This window comes from Streptomyces sp. NPDC104814, assembly GCF_055583185.1.
The window spans coordinates 101,894-124,411 of record NZ_JBVJOL010000004.1; the positions used below are offsets into that span (position 1 = coordinate 101,894).

Consider the following 22,518-nt stretch of genomic DNA (forward strand, 5'->3'; position numbering starts at 1 on the left):
TGCGACCCCTTACGGTTGAATCATGAACGTCACCCGAGGCTTCACCGGACGCCCCCGCGTCCAGGACCCGGGCCTGCCCCCGGGTCAGTACGACGCGGGCGACGACTGGCCCGTGCTGTCCGCCGAGGTCACCCCGGACATCGCGCCGGAGCAGTGGACCTTCCGGATCGACGGGCTGGTCGAGCACCCCCGCGGCTGGGACTGGGCGCAGGCGCAGGAACTGCCCGCGTCCGGCTACGAGGGCGCCATCCACTGCGTCACCGGCTGGTCGAGGTTCGGGACCCGGTTCTCGGGCGTGTCCCTGGACGTCTTCCTCGACGCGGTGCGCCCGCAGGCCTCGGCCACGCACGTCGTCGCCTACTCCCACACCGGGTACACCACGAACCTGCCGCTCGCCGACCTGGCCGGCGGGCGGGCCTGGATCGCCTTCGCCCACGACGGTCGCCCGCTGCCCGCCGAGCACGGCGGCCCGGCGCGGCTGCTGGTGCCGCATCTGTACTTCTGGAAGAGCGCCAAGTGGATCGCCGGCCTGCGCCTGCTCGACCACGACGAACCGGGCTTCTGGGAGAAGAACGGCTACCATCCGCGCGGCAACCCCTGGCAGGAGCAGCGGTACTCCGGTGACTGAGACCTTCACGCCCCCGACCCGCTTCGCCGTGCCCGGACGGATCGCCGTCGGCGAGCAGGCCGCCTCCGTGTGGCGGACGGCGACCCTCACCGAGATCCGCCGCGAGACCGCGCGTGCCGCCACGTTCCGGCTGGCGGTGCCGGGCTGGCCGGGACATCTGCCCGGCCAGCACCTGATGCTGCGGCTCACCGCGCCCGACGGCTATGTCGCCCAGCGGCACTACTCGATCGCCTCCGCGCCGGACGAGAGCGGGCACATCGAGCTCACCCTGGACCACGTCGAGGGCGGCGAGGTCTCCGGCTGGTTCCACACCGTGGCCCGGCCCGGTGACACCGTCGAGGTGCGCGGCCCGGTCAGCGGCTTCTTCGCCTGGCCGGGCGACCGGCCGGCGCTGCTGATCGGCGCCGGCTCCGGCGTCGTACCGCTGATGTCGATGGTGCGCCACCACCGGGCGCGCGGGCTGACCACGCCGGTGCGACTGCTGGTGTCGGCGCGCAGCCCGGAGGACCTGATCTACGCACGCGAGTACGGCCCCGAGACGACCCCGGTCTACACCCGGCGCGCCCCGGCCAGGGTGGCGGTGGGACGGCTGCACGCCGGGCAGGTGGCACCGCTTGTGGCACAGGCGCCGCCGGGCGGCTGGGAGGCGTACGTGTGCGGGTCGAACGCCTTCGCCGAGCACGCCTCGCGGCTGCTGGTGGCGGCGGGCCAGCCGGTGGACCGGATCCGGATCGAACGTTTCGGCTGACCGCTGACCGCTCACCGACCACTGACCGCCGGCCGCCGGGTCCGCGGCGCCCGGGACTTCCCGTTTGCGCGGATCCGGTGAAGGATGTCTGCTGGACGGGGTACGAGATCCATGTGGGCACTCGCACGCGTGACGGCGAGGAGGTCGACATGCGAACCCGGGTGCGTAACTGGCGCTGGCGGCGCAATCCGCTGCGGCGCAGGTGCGACGTGGTGGAAGCGTGGACGGCAATGGTCGTCGCGGCGCTCCTGCTCGTCGGCGCGCCGCTGGCCGGGGTACTGACCGGCTGGTGGGCACACGGCGAGGCACGGGCGGTCGCGGCACAGCAGCGCGCCGACCGGCACGAGGTGCACGCCAGGGTCGTGGGCAGGACGCCGGACACACCGCCGAGCGTGGAAGGCGGCACCGGGCACACCACCCCGGTGGCCGTGCGCTGGAGCGATCCGCGCGGCACCCCGCACACGGCGACGGCGCGGGTCCCGGCGGGCACGCGCACCGGCGACAGCGTCGACGTCTGGTTCGACGCCCACGGCCATAACGTGACCGCACCTCCCACCGAGTCCGCCGTCTGGCAGCACACCCTGTCCATGGGGGTCGCCGCCACGGGCGGTACGGTCGCCGTCGTGCTCCTCGCGCACGGCGTGGTGCGCCGGGTGTCCCTGCGCCACCGGCTCGACGAGTGGGACCGGGACTGGGCGCTCACCGAACCGCTGTGGACCCGGCGGCGGCCGGCCTGACGGCCGTCCGAACGCCGGACCCGGAACCTGGCGACCGCCCGCGGAGACCGCATCTGGAAAGCGCTCTCACCGCCACGTACCGTGTGATCGTTCCGCATGTCCCACACCCTGCGAGGCGGTCCCCCATGGCCCTGTTCGACCTGCCCCTCGACGAACTGCGCGACTATCGCAGCGCGTCCACCGCGCCCGAGGACTTCGACGCGTTCTGGTCCAAGACCCTGCAGGAGGCGCGCGAACACGACCTCGGCGCCCGCTTCGAGCCGGTCGAGACGGGCCTGACCACCGTCGAGGTGTACGACGTGACCTTCGCCGGGTACGGCGGCCACCCGGTCAAGGGCTGGCTCGTACTGCCCGCCGGAGCCGGCGAGCCGCTCCCCCTGGTCGTGGAGTTCGTCGGCTACGGCGGCGGGCGGGGACTGCCGCACGAGCACCTGCTGTGGGCCTCCAGCGGCCGGGCGCACTTCGTGATGGACACGCGCGGACAGGGCAGCGCATGGGGCGGCGGGGGCGGCACCGCCGACCCGGTGGGCGGCGCCCCGGCCTACCCGGGGTTCATGACCCGCGGCATCGACGCCCCGGAGCACTACTACTACCGCCGGGTGTTCACCGACGCCGTACGGGCCGTCGAGGCGGCCCGCTCGCATCCGCTCACCGACGCCTCGCGCACCGTGGCGCTCGGCGGCAGCCAGGGCGGGGGCATCACGATCGCGGTCGGCGGCCTGGTGCCCGACCTGGTGGCGATCGCCCCCGACGTGCCGTTCCTGTGCGACTTCCCGCGCGCGACGACCCTCACCGACCGTCACCCCTACCGGGAGATCGGCCTCTACCTCAAGACGCACCGCGGCCGCACCGAGGACGCGCTGCGCACGCTGTCGTACTTCGACGGCGTGCACTTCGCCGCCCGCGGCCGGGCGCCCGCCCTGTTCTCGGCGGCGCTGGAGGACGAGACCTGCCCGCCGTCCACGGTGTTCGCCGCCTTCAACGCCTGGGCCCACGACGACAAGGCCATCGAGGTCTACGAGTTCAACGACCACGAGGGCGGCGGCCCGTACCAGGACGCGGCCCGGCTGCGCTGGCTGCGCTCCTACGCCTGACCCTCTTCCTTCCGGTCGCCCTCTTCCTTCCGGTCCGACCAGTCGGTACGTTGCCGGTGCCCGGCGCCGCACGACCGCGGCCCCGGGTTCCCGGCCGACCCCGAGGAGGGCCCATGTCCCGCGCCGAGCCACAGGTGCACGGCCACTGCGACCCCCGGTTCACGGCGGTGCGCGAGGCGTTCGAGGAGAACTTCCGGCAGCGGGGCGAACTCGGCGCCGCGGTGGCCGTCACGGTCGGCGGCCGGACCGTGGTGGACCTGTGGGGCGGGTGGGCGGACGCGGCACGCACCCGGCCCTGGGCGCGCGACACGGTGGTGAACGTGTGGTCCACGACGAAGGGCCCGGTCGCCCTCGTCGCGCACGTCCTCGCGGACCGGGGGCTGCTCGACCTGGACGCGCCGGTGGCCGCGTACTGGCCCGAGTTCGCCGCGGCCGGCAAGGAGAAGGTGCTGGTGCGGCATCTGCTGTCGCACCGTGCCGGTCTCGCGGGGCTGCGCGCACCGCACTCCTTCGAGGAGCTGTGCGACTGGGAGCTGACGACCCGCCGGCTCGCCGCGACCGAGCCGTGGTGGGAGCCGGGGACGGTGTCGGGGTACCACGCGCTGACGTACGGCTTCCTGGTCGGCGAGGTCGTGCGCCGGGTGACCGGGCTGCTGCCGGGGGCGTTCCTGCGGCGGGAGGTGACCGGCCCGCTGGGCATCGACTTCAGCATCGGACTGCCGGAATCCGAGGCGCACCGGGCGGCCGAGCTGGTGCATGCGCCGGCGCCGGCGAACGGTGAACGGGCCGCCGCGTTCGCACAGTTGACGCCCGCGGCGCTGGCCGCGCTGGCCAACCCGCCGGTGGGCGCCGCGCAGGCCAACTCGGCGCGCTGGCGGGCCGCGGAGATCCCGGCCGCGAACGGGCACGGCACGGCGCGGGCGGTCGCCTCGCTGTACGGCGTCTTCGCCGGGCGGGGCGCGTTCGGCGGGCGCAGACTGCTGTCCGCCGAGGCGGCCGAGCGGGTGCGCGAGGGACAGGGCGCCTGCCGCGACCTGGTGCTCGGCGCGGGCTTCGCGCACGAGACGGAGGTCGGGCTCGGGCTGTGGCTCAGCGGGCCGAACGGCTCCTACGGTCCGGATCCGAAGGCTTTCGGACACGACGGCTTCGGCGGCTCGTGCGGTCTCGCGGACCCGGACGCGGGGGTCTCGCTGGGCTACGTGATGAACCGGATGGGCCCGCACATCGCCGACGACCCGCGCAAGAGGGCGCTGGTCGGCGCCCTGTACGAGGCGCTGTGACGGCCGGCGCGGGTGGTCTCGTTTCGGCCGAACCGGCAGCCCCCGCTTCCCTGCTGGTGTAGACCAATGGTAATCCTGGTGGCGACTGAGCGCGAACGACACGTACGTCACCCACAGGAGGGCGCGGCATGGCCCGCACCACCCCGCTCGACCACCCGCACACCGCCGACGAGGGCGAGCCGCTCTACCGGCGCGTCGCCACGCTTCTGCTGTCCGAACTGACCGGCGGGACGGTCCCGCCCGGCGAACGACTGCCCAGCGAACGGTACTTGGCCGCGTACTACGGCGTCAGCCGGGAGACCGTGCGGCAGGCGCTGGAGGTCCTGCGCGACCGCGGCCTGGTCGCCACCGACCGGCGGGGCAGCCACGCCACCCTGCCCGGCCCGGCCCCGCGCCTCGCCCAGGCGCTGACCTTCCCGGTCGGCGCCCACGCCGCGGACCGGGGCGGACCGACCCGGGCCACCGTGGCCTGGCAGCCGCCCCCGCCGCAGCACGCCGAGGCGCTCGGTCTCGCCCCGCACCGGCCGACCCTGGTGCACCGCTACGACTCCATCGCGGCCGACGGGCGCGGCCGGCGAACCGCCGTGACGTCCTTCTCGTCGGTGGCGCTCAACGAGGTGGAGGAACTGGCGCGTTACCGTGACCGCGCCGACGGCACCGCCTCGGCCGAGCTGCGCCGGGTCTACGACTGGATGCGCCGCGCCGGTCTGACCCTGCACCACCGTGACTCCATCGTCCGCCCCGACGACGGCCCGTCGATGCGTGTGACGCGGTATGTGCACGACCAGTACGCCCGCCCGCTGGAGGTCACCGACCTGGTCGTGGACGCCCAGCAGGAGGCGCTGGTCTACGAGTTCACGCTGCCGGCCGCCGGCTGACCCCTCCCCCGCACGACGGCCGGGACCCGTGGAGGCGGGTCCTGGCCGTCCTCAGCCCGCGGTCAGCGGACCGGGGTGAGGGTCAGGGTCTGCTCGGCCGCGGTGCGGGAGCCACCGACCGGGCTGCCGCCGGTGTCGGTCCAGCCGCGCAGGGGTGTGGTCTCGGCGAACCGGCCGCGCGTCGCGGAGAGGCCGATGACCAGCCCGCTGTAGCGGTTGACCAGCCGGTAGCTCCCGGTCGGGGTGCCGTCGGCGGTGCGGCCCGGGACGACGAACCACTGCTGCCCCACCGTGGGCCCGCCCGTCCCGGCCCGGGTCACGAGGGGCTTCGCGCCCCAGGCGCGGCCGGAGGTGGCGCTGGAGTCGACGCCGAGGAGCCGGCCCGTGGCGGCGTTGGCGACGCGGTAGGAGCCGTCGCCGTCGGCCGTGAAGGTCCACGCCTCCCGGCGGGAGCCGGTCGGGACGGCCAGGGACGTCGTGGTGGCCCCCGCGCCCTGGGCGAGGACGCGCCCGTCACCGCTGGCGATGCGGAAGGTGGCGCCGCTGCGCACCGGCGCGGCGGGGGCGGAGGCACCGATGGTGATGTCGACGTACTCGCCGTAGGAGTCGTTCGAGCACCCGAAGGAGCAGTAGGAGCGGAAGGACTTGCCGACGATCTGGCTGCTGGTGCGGTTGGCGGGGTCGAGGAACCAGCGGTACCAGGAGGCGTTGGTGTGGCTGCCGGTGTCGCCGATCAGCCGCCACTTCTGCGAGGCGAGGTCGTCGGTGGCGTAGAACTGCTGGGGTGCCTTGCCGCTCTGGTCGACGGCCTGCGGTTCGCCGATGTAGAGACCCAGATACGCGTTGTAGGTGATGTCCATGACGAACAGTGGGGACGTGGGGGGCATCTTCCCCGCGGCCACCTGCTGGTTGGCGGTGCCGGGGGTGGCCGGGTCGTACTCCTGTCCGGCGGGCGTGTAGCCGGTGGGGTGGGCGGAGTCGACCGGGACCATGTTGCTCTCGCGGCCGCCGGTGCCGGGCTCGGACCAGGTGCCGTCGTACCACTTGCGCCAGCTGCCCGGCGCCATCTTCCCGGCGATCGGTGCACGGGCCACGTGCGCGTGGAAGGCGCGCCAGCTGCCGCCCTTGTCGACGATCCGGGAGCCGTAGAAGACGTAGAAGTAACCCGATGCGGTGTCGACGTACAGGCGCGGGTCGCCGTCGCCGTAGTGGTACGTCTGCTGCGGGAAGGCGGCCGTGTCACCGCGCTTCGTGCTGTACGGCGAGGTGATCACGTGGTCCTTGACGGTCCAGGTGCGGCCCCGGTCATGGGAGACGGCGTAGTCGATGGCGTCGTAGTGCAGTCCGTCGGCGAAGGGCTGCGGGGTGAACTCGTTGTGCACCAGGCCGTACCAGTCGCCCGTGTCGGGATCGACCCACACGCCCGCCAGATCGCAGTAGTTCTTCTGCGCGTAGTGGGAGCCGCTGGGTGCGTAGGTGGCTTCCTTGCCGGTGGGGCTGTTGTTGCAGCGTGAAGTGGTGTCGTTGTTGCGGTCGTTCGGGTCGGCCGGATTCACGGCGTCGCTCAGGGCGCTCGACCGGGTGGCGCTGTCGAAGTCCTTGCCGGTGTAGAAGCCCCACTCGCGGGGGTCGTCCGCGCCGTAGAGGGCGTGGGACTGCTGGAAGTAGAAGGTGCCGTCCTGGTCGAGGTACGGCGTTGCCGGGGTGTCGTCCGGATTGGTCCAGGAGCCCTTCGCGCCGACGGTCACGGTGTAGGCCGCGGCGGCGGCCGGGGGGCTCGCCGCCAGCCCGCCGCCGCACAGGGCGAGGACGGCGGCGACGACGACGGCGGCTCGTCTTGCGGGGGGAGTGGGCACGACTCCTCCTCCTTGGGATCGCTAACATACGCCGAATGGCTATAGCGCGCCGAACTATGGCACAGCTTGTTAGCGCTGCCAACCGTCCGCTCACAGAGGCGTGCCGCGCGGAGGGAACGCTCCGGACAGGGCGCGGGCCACTCAGGCGGGTCGTCGGGCGACGACCGTGCGCACCCGGGGGCTGCCGTCGCGGCGGTGCCCGAACGCGGGCAGGGCGTGCAGCTCGGCCTCGAACCCGGCGCGCTCCAACTCCCGTAGCACGTCGGCGAGCCGCAAGGCGCGGTAGTACATGACGAACGGCGGGCGCCACAGCGCGTTGCGCACCCGCATCACGGTGTCGAAGCCGAGCAGCATCCAGTAGGCGGGCTCGGTGGGCCGCGGCGGGGCGACGACCGGGAACGCGAAGCGGCCGCCGGGGCGCAGGGCGGCGTGCACCTGCGCGAACAGGCCTGGCAGTTCGCGGGGCAGGAAATGGCCGAACGCGCCGAAGCTCACCACCAGGTCGAAGGCTTCGGCGAAGGGCAGGGCACGGGCGTCGGCACGCACCCAGGACACCCGCTGCCCGGCCGGCGGGGTGCGCCGGCTCGCCACCTCCAGCATCCCGGCGCTGAAGTCGACCCCGGTGACGCTGCGCCGGCACAGCGGCGCGAGCACGTCGAGCCCGGCTCCGGTGCCGCAGCACAGGTCGAGGCCGTCGTCGTAGGGGCCGAGCGGAGCGAGCTGCTCGGCGACGGCGGCGAGGAGGGAGGCGGACGTACGGAACGGTGTGTGGTCGAACTTGGGGGCCAGCAGGTCGTAGCCGCACTCGACGGAGGACAGTGCCTGGACGGCGAGTTCGCGCAGGGTGGGGCCTTCGGGGCTGAACACCGGGTCAGCCTAGAGGAACGCGCTGTTCCAGGACGGCGAGTACGCGATCGCACCAGCGCAGGTTCTCCTCCTCGAAGGAGATGCCCGCCATGAGCGTCAGATAGGGACCGACACGGTCGGCCTCGCGCAGGTACTCCTGCTCGTCGCGGCCGTTCAGCAGGCGCTCGCGGACCCGCCGGTAGCGGTCCAGCTTGCCGCGCACCCAGGATCTGCGCTCCTCGATCAGGGCCCGGGTCGCGGCCGGATCGGTGCCGTCCATGGCCTGGATCTTGATCAGCAGCTCGTCGCGGATGGCGGTGGGCCTGCGCGGTGGCGCGACCGCGAAGGCACGCAGTTCGGCGCGGCCCTCCTCGGTGAGGGAGAACATCCGCTTGTTCGGGCGGCGCTCCTGCTGGACCAGGCGGGCTTCGATCAGCCCGTCGCCGGCCAGGCGGTCCAGCTCCCGGTAGAGCTGCTGCGGCGTGGCCGGCCAGAAGTTGGCCAGCGAGACGTCGAACACCTTGGACAGCTCGTATCCCGAGGCCTCGCCCTCCAGCAGGGCGGCCAGCACCGCGAACTTCAGCGACATGTGGACACGCTAACAGCAGGTGACTATTGTCCTCCGCACCTATTCAAATAATTGAGTATGAGGTGATCCCGATGCGTGCGTTCCGCGAGGCGGTCGAGGCGGGCGACCTCGACGCCGTCGAGGCGCTGCTGTCCGACGACGTCGTCTTCACGTCCCCGGTGGTCTTCAAGCCGTACCCCGGCAAGGCCGTCACGGCGGCGATCCTGCGCGCCGTCTCGACGGTCTTCGAGGATTTCCGCTACCTCCGTGAGCTGGCCGGTGCCGACGGGCGCGACCACGCTCTGGTGTTCGCCGCCCGCGTGGGCGACCGCGAGCTGACCGGCTGCGACTTCATCCACGTCGACGACAACGGGCTGATCGACGAATTCACCGTCATGGTGCGCCCGCTGTCCGGCGCGCAGGCACTGGCGGCGGCGATGGGCGCCAAGTTCGACGCCATCGCCGCCGAAGCCGCTGCCCGGTCGGTCTGACCTGGCAGAACACCCCTTCCGGAACAACCCGGGGCGTCACCGCGTTGGACGTGGTGGCGCCCTTTGCCGTTGTTTCGCGGACATCCGGTGCTACAGTGCGAACAGCACATCTCCGCGCCCCGTCGAGGGCGTCGGTGCAGAACTTCTCTTCCTGCGCCTTCTTTCGTCGTACGCCTGATGCCGGCGGCTCTTTCCCGCCGAGGCACGACATCTCCGCCGCCGGGCGCGCTCTTCCGCGCCCCTCGTTCCGCGGCCTCTCCCCCTCTTCTCGCTTGTCCCCCCTCGGCCTGAACGAAAGGACCGAACTCCCATGACCACCACACTCGAACGCCCGCCGGTTGCCGCGCGGCCCCCGTCCGCCCAGCTCGTCAGCGGTGTCCTGGACATCGACGGCAACGGGAAGGGGCACCTGCGCACCGCCCACTGCCTGCCCACGCCCACCGACCCGCCCGTCGCCCCCGCCCTGATCCGCCGGCACGGCCTGCGCAAGGGCGATCTCGTCGAGGGCGTACGCGACGGACGGCAGGGCCTGACCGAGGTGCGGCACGTCGGCGGCCGTACCCCCCAAGAGGCGCGTGACCGCCGCCACTTCCGCGATCTGACCCCGCTGCACCCGCGGGAGCGGCTGCGGCTCGAACACCCGGCGGCCGGAGCTGCCGGACGGGTCGTCGACCTGTTCGCCCCCGTCGGCAAGGGCCAGCGCGGGCTGATCGTGGCCCCGCCCAAGACCGGCAAGACCGTGCTGCTGCAGCAGATCGCGGCCGCCGTCGCCGGCAACCACCCCGAGTGCCGTCTGATGGTGCTGCTGCTGGACGAGCGGCCCGAAGAGGTCACCGACATGCGCCGCTCGGTGCGGGGTGAGGTGTACGCCTCGACGTTCGACCGCTCCCCCGCCCAGCACATCGCGCTCGCCGAGCTGGTGATCGAGCGGGCCAGGCGGCGGGTGGAGGCCGGCGAGGACGTCGTGCTCCTGCTCGACTCGCTCACCCGGCTGTGCCGGGCCCACAACCACGCGGCGTCCGCCGGCGGCCGAACCCTCAGCGGCGGTGTCGACGCGGCAGCACTCCAAGGGCCCAAGCGGTTCTTCGGCGCCGCCCGCCTGGCCGAGGAGGGCGGCTCGCTCACCATCCTGGCCACCGCCCTGGTCGAGACGGGCTCGCGCGCCGACGACCTGTTCTTCGAGGAACTCAAGAGCACCGGCAACATGGAACTGCGACTGGACCGCGAAGCGGCCTCCCGCCGCCTCTTCCCCGCCGTCGACCTGCCCTCCTCGGGCACCCGGCGGGAAGAACTCCTGCTGCCCGCCGCCGAGTTGACGGCCGTACGCGGGCTGCGCCGGGCCCTCGCGGCGCAGAGCGGGCCCGCCGGACTCCAGACGCTGCTCCAGCGGCTCCGCGAGACCCCCGGCAACGCGGCGTTCCTGCGCCGGATCCAGCCCACGCTGCCGTCGGCCTGACCGTACCCGCAGAGCCCGTTTGCGGCGAGGTGTGCGGCATACGGGTGCACGCGTGACCCGTTCGGCCCGGGTAGCAAGGGGGTTTCTCCCGGGAATTCCTAGGTTGATCGTATGACCATCGGATTTCCTTCCCGGGTCGCCCTGTCGACCTGTGCGCTCACGGTGGCGGGCGTCCTCGCCCTCTCCCCCGCCACGGCGGCCGCCGCCGGCGGAGCGGAGCCCACGCCCGGCGGACCGCGGGCGGCACAGCCGGCCCTGCTCCAGCCGTACGGCACCCAGGTACGGCTGCGCGGCGGCGCCCCGCGCCTGCCGGACATCTCCGCGCTGTCGTGGCTGGTGGCCGACGCCGGCACCGGCGAGGTCCTCGCCGCGCACGACGCGCACCGCAAGCTGCCGCCGGCCTCCACGCTGAAGACACTGTTCGCGCTGACGGTGCTGCCCGCCCTGCCGGCGAACCTGGAACACCGGGTCAGCGAGGAGGAACTCGCCGGGATCGGCCCGGGCAGCAGCATGGTGGGAGTCGCCGAGGGCCACACCTACACCGTCGCCGACCTGTGGCGCGGCGTCTTCCTCAACTCCGGCAACGACGCCGTGCACGTGCTCGCCGCGCTCAACGGCGGCTGGTCGGCCACGGCCACGCAGATGCAGGCCAAGGCCCGCGCCCTCGGCGCCCGCGACACGCACGTCGTCTCGCCCGACGGCTACGACACGCCCGGCCAGGTCTCCTCGGCGTACGACCTCGCGGTGTTCGGACGGGAAGGGCTGCGCAATCGCGACTTCGCGCAGTACTGCGGCACCGCCGAGGCCAGCTTCCCGGGCGGCGGCGGATGGTCGTACGGCATCCGCAACACCAACCGGCTGCTCACCGGCGCCGACGGGGTGGAGGCCTACCCGGGGCTGATCGGCGTCAAGAACGGCTACACCAGCCAGGCCGGCAACACACTGGTCGCCGCCGCCCGGCGGGGCACCCGCACGCTCGTCGTGACGGTGATGAACCCGCAGACGGGCGGCGGGTTCGCCGTCTACGAGGAGGCGCGGGCGCTGCTGGACTGGGGGTTCGGCGCGGCCGGGCGGGTCGATCCGGTCGGTTCGCTGGACGCGGCCGCGCCCGGCACACCGCCGCCTCCGCACGGGCCGCACGCCTCACCCGTCGCCGCCGCCGTTTCCGCCGCGGCCGCGGGGTCGCCGGGCGGCTTCGGCTGGGCCGACGCGGCCGCGATCGCCTCCGCCGCCGTCGCGGGCGCCGTCACGGTCGCACTGTCGCTGCGCGCCAAGAAGCGTGCCGCCGCGCGTGGGTGACGGCAGGGCAGCCACAGCAGCAGACCGAGGGTGATCCAGGTGTAGGCATTGGCACCGGCGAAGGCGGCCACGCCGGACGCGTCGTGCGCCCACAGCCAGACCACGCTGGTGCACAGCACCGCGTACAGGGCGCCCGCCACGCGCGCGTGCCCGGCACGCAGCAGGACCGCGAAGGACGGCAGCAGCCACACCAGATGGTGCACCCAGGTGATCGGGCTGACCAGGCACGCGGCCAGGCCGGTCAGCGCGAAGGCGGCCGGCCAGTCCCCCGCGGCCGCCGCCCGGCGCGAACGCCAGGCCCACACACCGAGCACGGCCACCACGGCAAGCGCCCACACCCCGCGCTGCGGCTCGCCCAGACGGGCGAGGACGCCCTGCACCGACTGGTTGGAGACGTAGTCCAGACGACCCACGCGTGCGGTGTCCCACATCGCCTCCGTCCAGTAGAAGCGGGACGGGCCGGGCGCGACGAGCGCCGCAAGGGCCGTCGCCGCGAGGGCGACCGCCGTCGCGACGGCCGCGGCGCGCCGCCGGCGCCCGAGCAGGAGGAGGCCGATGAACAGCGCGGGCGTGAGCTTGATCGCCGCCGCGAGCCCGATCCCGGCACCCGCCAGCACGGCGGCCCGTCTCCCGCCGCCGCGCGCTGCGTCGGCGTCCTGCTCGCGGCCTCCGACGGCGGCGACCGCCGCGGTGGCGACCGCCGCGGTCGCGGCCGGCCGCTCGATGGCCGTGCCGCGGGTCAGCAGCCAGGCGTCGGCGAGGACCAAGGCCAGCAGGAGGAGATTCACCTGACCGAAACTCACGGTGTCGCGCAGCGGCTCGAACAGGGCCAGCCCGCACAGGACCAGCCCCCAGCCGAACCAGCCGGGCCGGCGCCACGCCCGGCCCGCCAGCACCCGCAGTACGACCGCCAGCGCCACCGCGTCCAGCAGCAGCGCACCGGCGAGCGCGGCGGTACGGCCGAGCAGGGCCATGGGCAGCATGGCGACCGCGGCGAACGGCGGATAGGTGAAGCCGTACGCGGTGCCCGGCACCCGGTAGTCGTAGACCTGCCCTCCGTGGCGGACCCAGGTGTGCACGGCTCCGTAGTAGACCCGCAGGTCGAACCAGTCGCGCAACAAGGGCACGGTCGCGGTGAACCCCGTCACCACGACGGCCACGGCGAGGAGCAGCAGCAGCCGGCCGCGGCCGGTGGCAGGGACGGGGAACGGCGGGCGGGCGCGGCCGTCCCGGCTCGGCCCGCTCATGCGGTGCGCTCCAGCGCCGGGAGGTCCGCCACCTGGTGCAGCTGGTACAGCACGACCAGGGCCAGTGCCCCGCCGCAGACGGCCAGGAGGAGCCGGCCGGTGTCGGCCGGACCGCCGCCGGGCAGGACGGCGAGCGCGAGCACCGCTGCGACGGCCGCCGTCCGGTGCCGGACCGAGGCGCTGGGCGCGGCGGCCGCGATGAGGAACAGGCCCCACAGGGCGTACCAGGGACGGACCGCCGGTCCGCACGCGGCCACCACCGCCAGGCTCAGACCGAGGGCGTACACCGGGCGTGGCCGCCGGCGCCACCATATGGCGGCGAGGGTGACGGCGGCGACGGCGAACCCGAGCGTGTGCCAGGCCGGCACCGCGAGCGGGGCCAGATCGCTGCCGATCCGGTCCAGCAGCGCGCCCGTCGCGCGGCCGAGCAGGCTGGTCGGAGCCCAGTTCTGTGCGGAGACCGGTGTGCCGAGGGCGCCGATCCAGCCGTAGCCGGTGCCCGCGACGGCGGTCGCCGCGACGGTCGTGGCGGCGGCCGCGGCCAGCGTCGACACGGTGGCCGGCAGCGGACGGCGGCCCGCCCGGACCCGGAGGACCACGACGGCCGCAAGGCCCAGCAGGGCGGGCGCCTTGACCAGAGCGGCGAGCGTGATCAGCACGGTGCCGATCAGTGGGCGCCGGCCCAGTGCCGCGACCAGGCCGAGTCCCAGCAGGCCGAGCATCAGGGCGTCGTTGTGGGCGCCCGCCACCAGATGCAGCAGGACCAGCGGGTTCAGCGCGCCCAGCCACAGCGCCGCGGCCGGATCCACGCCGCCGGCCCGGGCCAGACGCGGCAGCGCCGCCGCCATCAGGGCGACACCGAGCAGCGCCAGCAGCCGCATGCCGAGCAGCCCCGCGGGCAGCTGACCCCGGGTCAGCCCCGACAGCGCCGAGGCCGCCGCGAGGAACACCGGCCCGTACGGCGCGCCGGTGTGCCGCCACAGCGGAGCCACCTCGTCGGCGAGGGGACCGCCGAGCAGGGCGGGGCCGTGGGTGTAGACGTCGAGATGGGCGTCGACCATGGCGCCCTGCGCGAGGTAGCTGTAGACGTCACGGCTGAACAGCGGCGGCGCGAGGAGCAGCGGGGACGCCCAGACGGCCAGCACCAGCAGCAGGGCGCGGGCAGACGGCGGGCGCGGCCCGCGCAGCAGCCGGCCCAGCAGGGCCCAGGCGGCGATCAGCAGGACGACGCCGAAGTACACGCCGACCAGCCCGAGCGCCGCCCGCGCCGAGGCCGGCGCCGGCAGATCCGCCATCGGCAGGGCGCCTGCCGTCTCCCCGCCCAGGGCGAGAAAGGCGGTACCGGCCAGGCCGAGCACCTGGCAGCGACGCAGATCGAAGGGAAAAGCCATGGCCAGCACCGGGCCAGCCTGCCGAGACGGGATGACCACGAGGCAACGAGCGGGGCTCACGGCGGCGGCTTGCTTGTGGACGGGGGGTGAGCGCCGTGGGGGTGGGGGGTTCGGGGGTGGGGTGGTTCGGGGGTCGGTGTTTTCAGCCTGTGCGGGTGCGGGGCGACGGGCCGGGCAGGTGTCAGTGGAAACGGCCGCTGGGGACCGGGCCCGACGAGCGCAGGCCCGAGCGCTGCGCTCGCAGCCAGGTGGGGTGGACTGCCGCGACGAAGTCCGTCAGCTTCTCGACCGGGTCGGCCGGGGTCGCGCCGTCCCCCTCGTCCGGGGTGGGATCGGCGTCGACGATCTCCGCCGCGATCTCCGCCGGAGGCCGGTCGTCGGCCGGCGACCGGCCCACCTCGCCGTCGTCGTCCAGCCGCATCCGCTCCGCCCAGGGCGCCGTGACCTGCTGATGCAGCAGGCCGATACTGTCGGCGGCGACGACCGGAGGGTCGGTCCAGCAACTGGCGTGCTCGTGCAGCACCTGGCCCGGGGCCCGCTCGCCGAGCTGCGCCAGGATGTCGGGGCCCTCGTCCGTGCCGGCCAGGTCGTTCAGGTCGTAGGCGACGACGACAGTGCCGGGTTCGCCGGGCGCGTACGGCCGCGCCGGCAGACCCAGTACCTCGGCGGCGGCCAGGCCGAGAATGTGGCTGTCGCGGTCGGGAAGCAGCGACACCGCGGCCGGCCGCACCTCGGCCGCCGCCAGCGCCCCCCTCAGGCGCAGCAGGCCCTGCAGACACAGGTCCGTGGTGTCCTGGAGCCAGGCGAACCGGCCGTTCATGCCCGCGTCGAAGCCGTACGGCGACAGCGTGCCGAGCACGCCGCCGCCGATGACGTACTGCCATCCCCGCAGGTCGGTACCGTCCAGCGCGCTCACCGGAGCGGCGCTCGCGGCACGCTCCAGCATCGCGCGCTGACGGTCGCGGGCGGGGAGCCAGATGGCGTCATCGGGGTCGGGGAGCCGGTCGTGCTGCGCACGGGCCAGGGCCACATCGCCCGCCATGAGTGCGTTGTACGCCAGCAGGTAACGGTCCGGCCAGGCGACCAGGGCGCTCTCGCGGGCGTTCAGCACCTCGACGGCCTCGCGGTGGCGCCCCTCGCGTTCGTAGGCGGAGACCAGCTCGCGCAGCACCGCGGCCGAGGCCGGCACCTGGCGCAAGGCCTCGCGCAGGGCGGGGACGGCGAGGTACGACACGCCCCGCTCGACACAGGCGTATCCGAAGTCGTACTGCTCCTGGGCCCGTTCAGGCTGGGCGGCGAGCGCCTCCGCGGTCCGCCGGAGGTCGTCGAAGCCGGCCGCCGCTGCCGCCTTGCCTACGACAAGGGCGAGCTCGCCCAGCGGCAGCGTCTCGGCCGCGGTCCGCAACACGCGCAGGGCGCCGGGTATGTCGCCGGCCTCCAGGGACTCCCAGGCCTTCAGCGCTTCGGGGGACTTGGGTCGGCGATTCTTCCGCGAGAACATGCCGTCGATCTTGACGGACCGGTCACTTCTGCCTCAACTACTTTACGGAGGCGTCGATCGGCGGCCTTCGCCGAGGGCGGAGGCCGGAAAGTGAGGGGTCAGAACACCGAGAGGCCGGTGAGGGTGGTGAAGCGGTCCAACGCGGCTACTCCGGCGACGGAGTTGCCGCGTTCGTCCAGGCCCGGGCTCCAGACGCACAGCGTGCACCGGCCGGGGACGACGGCGATGATGCCGCCGCCGACGCCGCTCTTGCCCGGCAGGCCGACGCGGTAGGCGAAGTCGCCCGCCGCGTCGTACGTGCCGCACGTCAGCATGATCGCGTTGACCTGCTTGGCCTGGCTGCGGGTGAGCAGCCGGGAGCCGTCGGCGCGGATGCCGTGGCGGGCGAGGAAGCCGGTCGCCAGGGCCAGGTCGGCGCACGAGGCCTTGATCGAGCACTGGCGGAAATACTGGTCGAGCAGTTCCGGCACCGGGTTGTCGATGTTGCCGTACGACGCCATGAAATGCGCCAGTGCGGCGTTGCGGTCGCCGTGCGCGGACTCCGAGGCGGCCACCTCCTCGTCGAACGCGAGGTCGTGGTTGCCGCTCTCGGCACGCAGGAACGCCAGGAGTTCCGCCGCCGCGTCGCCGGTACGGGTGTGCAGGCGGTCGGTGACGACGAGGGCGCCGGCGTTGATGAACGGGTTGCGCGGGATGCCGTTCTCGTACTCCAGCTGCACCAGGGAGTTGAACGGGTTGCCGGACGGCTCCCGGCCCACGTGCTCCCACAGCTCGTCGCCCTCGCGGGCGAGGTCCAGGGCCAGGGTGAAGACCTTGGTGACGGACTGGGTGGAGAACGGCTCACGCCAGTCCCCCACGCCGTACACCGTGCCGTCCGGCTCCGCCACGGCCATGCCGAAGCGGCGCGGGTCGCGGGCCGCCAGCGCCGGGATGTAGTCGGCGGGGCGGCCGCGACCGGGGGTGCGCTCGATCTCCTCGGCGATGCGCTCCAGCACCGGGGCGAAGGTCTTCGACGATGTCATGATCGTATTCTCCCCTCCGGGGGCGGTTTGGGGCGCTTCGGGGGTGGTGGGGTGGGGTGGTCTGGTGGTGGGGTGGTGGGGTGGTGGGGTGGTCAGGGGCGGGGGGTGGGGTGGTCAGAGGGGGGTGGCGGGTGTGGGGGGTGGGGTGGGGGGCAGTGGTGTCAGGTCGTTGGGGCTGTGGTGCCTGCGACCACTTCCGGGCGGAGCAGGGCGGCGAGGCGGTCGGCGGGGAGCAGGCCCTTTTCCAGGACCAGCTCGGCGACTCCTCGGCCGGTGGCGAGGGCCTCCTTGGCGATGTCCGTGGCCGCCGTGTATCCGATGTGCGGGTTGAGGGCGGTGACCAGGCCGATGGAGTTCTCCACGGTCGCGCGCAGGCGTTCCGTGTTGGCGGTGATCCCGTCGACGCAGCGGGCGGCGAGGGTGAGGCAGGCGCGCTGCAGGTGTGTGATCGACTCCGAAAGGGAGTGGAGGATGATCGGCTCGAACGCGTTCAGCTGGAGCTGGCCGGCCTCGGCCGCCATGGTGATGGCGACGTCGTTGCCGATCACCTCGAAGGCGACCTGGTTGACGACCTCGGGGATCACCGGGTTCACCTTGCCGGGCATGATCGACGAACCCGCCTGCACCGGGGGGAGGTTGATCTCGCCCAGGCCGGCACGCGGCCCGGAGGAGAGCAGGCGCAGGTCGTTGCAGCTCTTGGACAGCTTGACGGCGATCCGCTTCAGGACGCCGGACATCTGGACGAAGGCGCCGCAGTCCTGGGTCGCCTCGACGAGGTTGGCCGCCGTGACCAGCGGCAGGCCGGTGATGTCGGCGAGGTGGCGGCGGGCGGCCTCGGCGTACCCCGCGGGGGCGTTGAGGCCGGTGCCGATGGCCGTGGCGCCGAGGTTGATCTCATGGATCAGCTCGACGGCCTCGGCGAGACGGCTGCGGTCCTCCTCGATCATCACCGCGTACGCCGAGAACTCCTGACCGAGCGTCATCGGGACCGCGTCCTGCAACTGGGTGCGGCCCATCTTCAGGACGTCGCGGAACTCGACGGCCTTGCGGGCGAAGGCATCCTGGAGAACCGACATCGCCTTGAGCAGTCCACGGACCGCGAAGACCGTCGCGATCTTGACGGCCGTCGGGTAGACGTCGTTGGTCGACTGGCCCTTGTTGACGTCCTCGTTGGGGTGGAGGTGGGTGTACTCGCCCTTGGCGTGGCCGAGCAGTTCGAGGGCGCGGTTGGCGACGACCTCGTTGGCGTTCATGTTGGTCGACGTGCCGGCGCCGCCCTGGATGACGTCGACGACGAACTGGTCGTGCAGCTTGCCGGCGCGGATGTCCTGGCAGGCGGCGATGATCGCGGCGGCCTTCTTCGGCTCCAGCAGGCCGAGTTCCTCGTTGGCGCGGGCGGCTGCCTCCTTGACGGCGGCCAGGGCGTCGACGAGGTGGGGGTAGGTGGAGATGGGGGTGCCGGTGATGGGGAAGTTCTCGGTGGCGCGGAGGGTGTGGACGCCCCAGTAGGCGTCTGCGGGGATGTCCCTGTTGCCGAGCAGGTCGTGTTCGGTGCGGGTGGTCATGTCGGTTTCTTTCGTTTCGGGGTGGGGTGAGGGAGGGGCGCGGGGAGGGCGGCGTCGGTCGGGTGCGGGTGCCTGCGGCGCTGGGTGCGTTGTGGCTGGTCGCGGGTGCCTGCGGCGTTGGGTGCGTGGTTCCCTGCGGGTGCGTTGTGGCTGGTCGCGCCGTTCCCCGCGCCCCTTTTTTTGCCTGCGGCGGCCCGTTTCCGTCCGGTGGGTGGTTGCGGTCCTCGCCTGCGGCCGGTTTCTGAGTCGGGGCCGGGGTGGGGGGTGTCCGTCCTCGGTCCGGCCATCCGTTTCCGACGAGTGCTCGGTGTCACGGTGCCGGACGCTGCGGGCGGACACCCCCCACCCCGTCCCCTCACCGCCGCGGGCGAGTGCATCGACGCCGTGGCGCGCGTTCGCGGGCTGCCGGCCCGCGTAGCTGGGGGCAGTCGTGCCTCCCCCAAGCTCTTCGAGCAGGGGGACCCCCAGGGCGGCACGGGCGGGCTGGGGTACCCCCTTGCGCTCAGTGCTTGGGGGAGGCACCCGGCCGGCGCCGGTGAGCGTGGCTGTCCCCGGCCGGCCGCAGTGCCGGCGCCGGGGGGCGCCGGGGGCAGCCCGACCCGCCGTCAGGCGACCGTCGTGACCGGGTCCAGCGCGCGGACCGGGCGGACCGCGCCTACCGGACGGCCGCCGCCCAGGAGGGGCTCGCCCTCGAAGGCGGTGAGGAGTGACGGGTCCACTCCCGCGCGGGCCAGCGCCGCCGCTGTCACCGGGATCCGCGCCCGGTTCGCCCCGTCGGCGATCTTGACGGCGATCGCGCGGCCGTCGGGCAGGGCCGCGACCTGGACGCCTTCGAAGCCGTCCTTCGCCAGCAGCCCCGGCACCGCCCGCATCAGCGCGGCCACGTCGCGGCCCGTGCCGGAGGCCATCTCGGCGTGGTCGCGCATCGCGTCGGCCACGCGGGCCTCCGGGGTGCCGGGGGCCGCCGTGGTGATGCGGGCGGCCGCCCGGGCCAGGCCGTGCAGGGAGAGGGAGAACAGCGGGGCGCCGCACCCGTCGACGGTGACCTGGGCGATCCGCTGGCCGGTGAGGTCCTCGACGATCTCGGCGATCGCCTTCTGGAGGGGGTGGCCGGGGTCGAGGTAGTCCTCCAGGGACCAGCCGTTGAGCTTGCAGGTGTACAGCATGGCCGCGTGCTTGCCGGAGCAGTTCTGGGCCAGGCGGGACGGGCCGCGGTCGGCGCGGATCCAGGCGTCGCGTACGGCGGGGTCGAAGGGGAGGTCGGGGACGTTGCGCAGATCGTCCTCGCTGAGGCCGGCCAGGTCCAGGATGCGGCGGGTGCCTTCGAGGTGGACCTCTTCGCCGGAGTGGCTCGCGGCCGCCAGGGACAGGAGGTCTCCTTCGAGCGGCAGGCCCGCTCGGACCATGGCGACGGCCTGGAGCGGCTTGATGGCCGAGCGGGGGTAGAAGGCCGCCTCGATGTCGCCGAGCTGGAGGACGGGGGTGCCGTCGGGGCCGAGTACGGCGACGGAGCCGTAGTGGATGCCTTCTATGACGCCGCCGCGTATGAGGTGGGCCACGGGTGCGTGGAGGGGTTCGCGGATCTGGGGTGCGTCCGCAAGGGAACTGCTGTACATCTTCGCCTGGTTCAGTGGTGGGTGGATGCGGCCGGGTGCGCTGTTCACGCGCCGGCCCTGCTGCGGTCGAGGCGGCCGCGGATGGCGTACCAGCCCGCGACGAGGGCGCCGACGATCAGCGGCAGGCACTGCACGGTGGTGCGTCCGGCGCCGCCGTCGGCGTACATGAGGACCAGGACGGAGGCGAGGAACGCCAGCGTCACGAGTTCGGTCCAGGGGGAGCCCGGCAGACGGTAGCCGGGGCGGGTCAGTGCGCCGGTCTGCGTCTTCTGCCAGAAGCGCAGATGGCAGACCATGATCATGCCCCAGGTGGCGAGGATGCCGATCGCCGCGAAGTTCAGGACGATCTCGAAGGCGTCCTTGGGGACGACGAAGTTCAGGCCGACGCCGAGGACGCAGATGCCGCTGGTGAGCAGGATGCCGCCGTAGGGGACCTGGGTGCGGCTCATCCGCGCGGTGAACTTGGGGGCCGAGCCGCTGACGGCCATGGACCGCAGGATGCGGCCCGTGGAGTACAGGCCCGAGTTGAGGGACGACATGGCCGCCGTGAGGACGACGAGGTTCATCACGCCGCCCGCCGCGGGGACGCCGATGTGCGACAGCACCGTGACGAAGGGGCTCTCGCCGGACGTGTACTTGTTCCAGGGCAGGAGCATCGACAGGAGGATCACCGAGCCCACGTAGAACAGGCCGACGCGCCACATGATCGAGTTGATCGCCTTCGGCATGATCTTCTCGGGGTTCTCGGTCTCGCCGGCGGCGACGCCGACCAGCTCGACGGAGGCGTAGGCGAAGACGACGCCCTGGATGATCAGCAGCATGGGCAGCAGGCCGTTGGGGAAGACGCCGCCGTTGTCCGTGATCAGGGACGGGCCGGGGGTCGTGCCGTCGACGGGGTGGCGGGTCACCAGGAGGAAGATGCCGATGCACATGAACGTGACCAGCGCGGCCACCTTGATGATCGCGAACCAGAACTCCAGCTCACCGAAGAACTTGACGGAGATCAAGTTGACCGTCAGGACGATCGCGAGGGCGATCAATGCGATCAGCCATTGCGGGATGTCGGAGAACATGCCCCAGTAGTGGGTGTACGTGGCGACCGCGGTGATGTCGGCGATGCCGGTCGTCGCCCAGTTGAGGAAGTACATCCAGCCCGCGGTGTACGCGCCCTTCTCCCCCAGGAACTCGCGGGCGTACGACACGAACGCGCCGGAGGACGGGCGGTACAGGACGAGTTCGCCCAGGGCGCGCACGACCAGGAACGCGAAGACTCCGCAGACCGCGTAGGCGATGAAGAGGGAGGGGCCGGCGTCGGCGAGGCGGCCTCCGGCGCCGAGGAACAGGCCGGTGCCTATGGCTCCGCCGATGGCGATCATGTTGACGTGCCGGGACTTCAGGGACTTGCTGTAGCCCTCGTCTCCGGCGTCGATGTGACGGGTCGAGGGGCGCGTCTCGTCTTTGAGGTGCTGTTCGCTCACGCCTCGGGTCCGCCTTCCATGGGTTGGGCCGCGCGCGCGGGGCGCACGATGTCGGTGAGGGTGGTCTCGACGCGGTCGAGGTGGTGGGCCATGGCCTCCACCGCGTCGTGCTCGGAACCGTCGACCAGCGCCTCGACGATCGCCCGGTGCTCGCGGTTGGACTGCTCGCGCCGGCCGCCCAGCTCGTTGAGGAAGGCCGACTGGCGCGCCAGTGCGTCGCGGATCTCCTCGATGACCCGGCGGAAGACCGGGTTCTGGGCGGCCTCGGCCACGGCGAGGTGGAAGAGGGTGTCCATCGCGACCCACGCGGTGGTGTCCGTCTCCCGCTCCATGCGCTCCAGCAGATGCGCCAGGTGGTCCAGGTTCTCCGGGGTGCGGCGCACGGCGGCGTACCCGGCGACGGGGATCTCGATGTGGCGGCGCACTTCGAGCAGGTCGCTGGCCGCGTAGTCGCCGAAGGTGGGGTCCTCGACGGCGTTCGCGACGACGAAGGTGCCCTTGCCGGTCCGGGAGACCGTCAGGCCCATCGTCTGCAGGGCGCGCAGCGCCTCGCGCAGGACGGGCCGGGACACCTCCAGGGTGCGGCACAGCTCCGCTTCGCTGGGGAGCTTGTCGCCTATGGCGTACTCGCCGCGCTCGATGGCGCCGCGCAGATGGCCGAGTACGGCCTCCATGGCGCTGATGCGCCGCGGAGGCTGACTGGCTGTCCGGCTGTCTGACAGGTTCACGGGAGTGATACTCCGGGTGGCGGAGGGGCGGTGTCAAGGCGGGTGGAAGGAAAAATTCAGGGGGCGGGAAGCCTGTAAATCGGCTTTCC

At 73.1% G+C, this 22,518-nt stretch carries 19 protein-coding genes and 1 pseudogene; 9 read left to right on the forward strand and 11 right to left on the reverse strand.

The genetic code is table 11. From position 1 onward, the window contains the following. The first annotated feature begins 22 nt into the window (after positions 1–22). The 6 genes from ACZ64A_RS16295 (at position 23) to ACZ64A_RS16320 (ending at position 5,365) form a co-directional block, all read left to right on the forward strand. Positions 23–628, forward strand: a complete 606-nt coding sequence (locus tag ACZ64A_RS16295) for a sulfite oxidase-like oxidoreductase (protein ID WP_469810948.1) — start codon at positions 23–25, stop codon at positions 626–628. Beyond that, positions 621–1,376, forward strand: a complete 756-nt coding sequence (locus ACZ64A_RS16300; protein ID WP_469810949.1) for a ferredoxin reductase — start codon at positions 621–623, stop codon at positions 1,374–1,376. Before ACZ64A_RS16295 ends, ACZ64A_RS16300 begins: the two co-directional genes overlap by 8 nt. Before the next feature lie 149 nt (positions 1,377–1,525). Continuing rightward, entirely contained in the window at positions 1,526–2,113 is a 588-nt protein-coding gene (locus ACZ64A_RS16305; RefSeq protein WP_469810950.1) for an Rv1733c family protein, read from the forward strand. A gap of 125 nt (positions 2,114–2,238) precedes the next feature. Further along, positions 2,239–3,207: an acetylxylan esterase gene (locus ACZ64A_RS16310; protein ID WP_469810951.1), complete on the forward strand. Its 969-nt coding sequence runs from the start codon at positions 2,239–2,241 to the stop codon at positions 3,205–3,207. Between the two features lie 113 nt (positions 3,208–3,320). Further along, complete coding sequence (locus ACZ64A_RS16315; RefSeq protein WP_469810953.1) at positions 3,321–4,487, forward strand: serine hydrolase domain-containing protein; 1,167 nt, start codon at positions 3,321–3,323, stop codon at positions 4,485–4,487. 128 nt (positions 4,488–4,615) lie between these two features. Continuing rightward, positions 4,616–5,365: a GntR family transcriptional regulator gene (locus ACZ64A_RS16320; protein WP_469810954.1), complete on the forward strand. Its 750-nt coding sequence runs from the start codon at positions 4,616–4,618 to the stop codon at positions 5,363–5,365. A gap of 62 nt (positions 5,366–5,427) precedes the next feature. Here ACZ64A_RS16320 and ACZ64A_RS16325 read toward each other — a convergent pair whose 3' ends face one another. The 3 genes from ACZ64A_RS16325 to ACZ64A_RS16335 form a co-directional block, all read right to left on the reverse strand. Next, complete coding sequence (locus ACZ64A_RS16325; RefSeq protein ID WP_469810955.1) at positions 5,428–7,221, reverse strand: RICIN domain-containing protein; 1,794 nt, start codon at positions 7,219–7,221, stop codon at positions 5,428–5,430. 141 nt (positions 7,222–7,362) lie between these two features. Further along, positions 7,363–8,088, reverse strand: a complete 726-nt coding sequence (locus ACZ64A_RS16330; RefSeq protein ID WP_469810956.1) for a class I SAM-dependent methyltransferase — start codon at positions 8,086–8,088, stop codon at positions 7,363–7,365. A gap of 4 nt (positions 8,089–8,092) precedes the next feature. Further along, complete coding sequence (locus ACZ64A_RS16335; protein WP_469810957.1) at positions 8,093–8,656, reverse strand: PadR family transcriptional regulator; 564 nt, start codon at positions 8,654–8,656, stop codon at positions 8,093–8,095. Positions 8,657–8,727: 71 nt separating this feature from the next. Between ACZ64A_RS16335 and ACZ64A_RS16340 the strand changes: the two genes are divergently transcribed. The 3 genes and pseudogenes from ACZ64A_RS16340 to ACZ64A_RS16350 form a co-directional block, all read left to right on the forward strand. Beyond that, the gene (locus tag ACZ64A_RS16340) at positions 8,728–9,126 is read left to right on the forward strand and encodes a nuclear transport factor 2 family protein (RefSeq protein WP_469810958.1); all 399 of its coding nucleotides are present in this window, start codon (positions 8,728–8,730) and stop codon (positions 9,124–9,126) included. Positions 9,127–9,436: 310 nt separating this feature from the next. Continuing rightward, complete coding sequence (gene rho, locus ACZ64A_RS16345; RefSeq protein WP_469810959.1) at positions 9,437–10,582, forward strand: transcription termination factor Rho; 1,146 nt, start codon at positions 9,437–9,439, stop codon at positions 10,580–10,582. Between the two features lie 111 nt (positions 10,583–10,693). After that, positions 10,694–11,524, forward strand: a pseudogene (locus tag ACZ64A_RS16350) (D-alanyl-D-alanine carboxypeptidase family protein); the annotation flags it as partial. Between the two features lie 80 nt (positions 11,525–11,604). Here ACZ64A_RS16350 and ACZ64A_RS16355 read toward each other — a convergent pair. From ACZ64A_RS16355 to ACZ64A_RS16390, 8 genes are all read right to left on the reverse strand, one after another. Next, positions 11,605–13,128: a glycosyltransferase 87 family protein gene (locus tag ACZ64A_RS16355; protein WP_469810960.1), complete on the reverse strand. Its 1,524-nt coding sequence runs from the start codon at positions 13,126–13,128 to the stop codon at positions 11,605–11,607. Further along, positions 13,125–14,519: a polyprenol phosphomannose-dependent alpha 1,6 mannosyltransferase MptB gene (mptB, locus tag ACZ64A_RS16360; RefSeq protein WP_469810962.1), complete on the reverse strand. Its 1,395-nt coding sequence runs from the start codon at positions 14,517–14,519 to the stop codon at positions 13,125–13,127. Before mptB ends, ACZ64A_RS16355 begins: the two co-directional genes overlap by 4 nt. A gap of 181 nt (positions 14,520–14,700) precedes the next feature. After that, positions 14,701–16,020: a tetratricopeptide repeat protein gene (locus ACZ64A_RS16365; RefSeq protein ID WP_469810963.1), complete on the reverse strand. Its 1,320-nt coding sequence runs from the start codon at positions 16,018–16,020 to the stop codon at positions 14,701–14,703. Positions 16,021–16,118: 98 nt separating this feature from the next. Continuing rightward, on the reverse strand, positions 16,119–17,042 hold the full coding sequence (locus ACZ64A_RS16370; protein WP_469810965.1) for a glutaminase: 924 nt from the start codon (positions 17,040–17,042) through the stop codon (positions 16,119–16,121). 161 nt (positions 17,043–17,203) lie between these two features. Beyond that, positions 17,204–18,607: an aspartate ammonia-lyase gene (gene aspA / locus ACZ64A_RS16375; protein WP_469810966.1), complete on the reverse strand. Its 1,404-nt coding sequence runs from the start codon at positions 18,605–18,607 to the stop codon at positions 17,204–17,206. 605 nt (positions 18,608–19,212) lie between these two features. After that, the gene (locus ACZ64A_RS16380) at positions 19,213–20,223 is read right to left on the reverse strand and encodes an asparaginase (protein ID WP_469811372.1); all 1,011 of its coding nucleotides are present in this window, start codon (positions 20,221–20,223) and stop codon (positions 19,213–19,215) included. Positions 20,224–20,267: 44 nt separating this feature from the next. Continuing rightward, positions 20,268–21,701, reverse strand: a complete 1,434-nt coding sequence (locus tag ACZ64A_RS16385; protein ID WP_469810967.1) for an amino acid permease — start codon at positions 21,699–21,701, stop codon at positions 20,268–20,270. After that, positions 21,698–22,375 carry a FadR/GntR family transcriptional regulator gene (locus ACZ64A_RS16390; RefSeq protein ID WP_469811373.1) on the reverse strand — a complete coding sequence of 226 codons (678 nt, stop codon included), beginning with the start codon at positions 22,373–22,375 and terminating at the stop codon, positions 21,698–21,700. The genes ACZ64A_RS16385 and ACZ64A_RS16390 overlap by 4 nt, the downstream gene beginning before the upstream one ends. Between the last annotated feature and the right edge of the window lie 143 nt (positions 22,376–22,518).